General features: G+C 60.7%; 2 protein-coding genes. Both read right to left on the bottom strand.

The window, feature by feature from the left end:
- Positions 1-935: OmpA family protein (locus tag HDG39_RS34460; RefSeq protein WP_260328463.1), on the bottom strand; the 935-nt coding region annotated here is incomplete at its 3' end.
- Between the two features lie 179 nt (positions 936-1114).
- A partial coding sequence (locus HDG39_RS34455; RefSeq protein ID WP_260328462.1) for an Ig-like domain-containing protein occupies positions 1115-2508 on the bottom strand: 1394 nt, incomplete at its 5' end.

Below are 2508 nucleotides of genomic sequence, written 5' to 3'. Positions count from 1 at the left end.
AGTTGCACCACCACCCGGCGGTTGGGCTCATTGCAGGCAATCTTCTGCTGCATCGTGCCGCTGCAGTCGGCGACCACCGGATCGGAATTGCCCGCGCTTTCCGCGGTGATCTTCTGCGCCGGAATACCCTGCTCGATCAGCATCCGGCGAACCGTCATCGCACGCTGCTCGCCAAGCTTCTGCGCCGCCGCCGCCGAGCCGATCAGGTCCGCGTGGCCGATCACCGTCACGGCTTGCAGCGAGGTGTTTTCCGCGCGAATCTGCTCAGCCAGATGTGCAATTGCCGCATGGCCTTTGACATTCATGTCGCGATTGCCAGACTTGCCGAAGGCGAACAGCGTGTCGCCCTTGAGCGTGTATTCTTTCGCCGCGACAGGCTGCGCCACCGGGGCTGACGTCACGGGAATCGACGCAGGGTCACACGCCTCCACTGCCGATGCGCGGGAAAGCACGTGCATCTGGGCGCGCATGCCTTGCAACTGGGCTTCGGCTTCGTTGCGCGGCACCATGATCGGTGCGTCATTGCTGCCAGCCGGCCCGACCTTCACGAAGTAGGTCATGCCGCCCTTCAGTTCTGCGCCGGATCGCCCGGTGGTCTTGCCTTTGTACAGCGGTGCGTCCTGAATGTAGGCGCCCAGCATGTGTTGGCCCGGCTTGACGCAGAAGATGCTGTAGCCATTGGGCAGCAATGCGGTCTGCAGTTCGCCATCAACGTAGACGTCGGCAGCGGCCGACCGGCCCGCACCCGCGGATGCATCACGGTAGTAGACGATCTGCGCCTGCTGGGGGCCGACCTGTCCGACCGGCGCGTAGCTCTGGCCGAATACCTTGCCGGGCTGCGTACCGGCACGGGCCGTCGGCGCCGTGCCGGGTGCGGCTGCCTGGGTGACCGGCGGTTGCGGGTTAGAGAAAGTCTGTTGTGCGATGGCGGGCAAGGTACCCGCCGTCACGAGCAATGCGCCTGCGAGCGCACGCATCAGGGTTTGATTGAAAGTCATGATCAGTTCGTCAAAAGCGGTCCCCCGGGCAGCGCGATGCTGTTCAGGGAGCCTGATTAAATGGTTGGTGATTCCGGGTCCGCGACGCAGGTCATGCGTCGCGGACCCTCCGGAGGTCAGTGGTTGTTCAGCACCGTCTCGACACCGTGCTGCACCAGCAGTTCGGCGTTCAGACCCGAATGGTAGAAGACGTCATACTCGATGCCACCCACAGTCGTGTTGCCAGACTGTTGCGTCCAGTCGCCGATATCGCCTCCGTCCGGCAGCAGATCGGACAGTTCGACCTTGTCGCCCGCATCGCCCTTGACCATCACCTGCGTGCGGCCGTCAGCAATGAACAGGTCCTTGCCGCCCTGCTCGAGCACATCGCCCAGCGACAGCTTGAGCGTGTTGTTACCCGTGCCGGTGATGTCGAACACTTCGATTGACGACATCTGCAGACCGAACGGCGTGTTTCCAAGGTCCAGGGTCTGCCCTGCTCCCGTTAGCTTCAGGGTGTCGATACCACCGTTGCCATTGAGAAACACCCCCTCGCCGGCGAGCCCTTCCACGTCGCGCAGCGTGAAGACGTCATTCCCATTGGTGCCGAAGAATGCGCTCGCAGAAACAGTATCGTGTGCATCAGTCATCCACCCTGAACCCGCGATATTCACCTCTTCCGTAGTGGGGATGTTGGACGTCATCCAGGTAATATCAGAGACATTGCCGGCCGAGTCCATAAACATAGCTCCAATTGGTTCACCTGATTGAATCGCTTCCAGAGCGTTAGACGGTATCACCACGTTCCATGTCTTCCCAATGTCGAGGAATTCCTGATAAACGGGTACATAGAACCGACAGTCGCCTACCACAAAAACTACCCAATCACCTACTTGAGCATTCTTAGGCAATTCCGCAATTATTTGCTTGCCGTCACCAACAACCGATATCGAAATTGGCGTAGCCAACGGCGCAATCGTATCGAGCACCACCTCTTGCGACACCACATCGCCGCAATTGCCTGCCTCATCGACCACGCGCGTCTGGATCGTCCAGCTGGCGTCATGCACCGTATTGTCCTGGAACACCCAGTTGCCATTATCTTCGACTAACGCGTCCTGCCAGGTCTTGCCGCCGTCTACTGAGACCTGAACCTTCTCGCCAGCCGCAAGTTTCTCTGTCAACGAGCCCATGAGCAGGCGGCCCGCCGAACCATCATTGGTCAGGAAGTCGCTGTTGTCGATGCCGCTGTCCTTGCCCATGTATGTGATGGACGCCTCAGCAGTCGGCGCTACCTTATCCACGATCACCACGTGCGGATCCGACGGCTTGCTTTCGTTGCCCGCGGGATCACGCTCCACCACCGTGAATTCGTGCTCGCCTTCGCCCAGCGGCGTATCAGGCGTGAAGCTCCAGTTGCCGTCCTCGTCGACCTCCGTCTCGCCAATCGGCGTGCCGTTGTCGATCACGATGATCGTGTCGCCCGGTTCACCCTTGCCCACCAGCGTCGGCGTCGTGTCGTCCGTGCTCT

It is taken from the genome of Paraburkholderia lebeckiae (assembly GCF_014201005.1).
GTDB classification, from domain to species: Bacteria; Pseudomonadota; Gammaproteobacteria; order Burkholderiales; family Burkholderiaceae; genus Paraburkholderia; species Paraburkholderia tuberum.
Note: the sequence above shows the minus strand (reverse complement) of the source record. Positions and strands in the feature narration are given on the sequence as shown.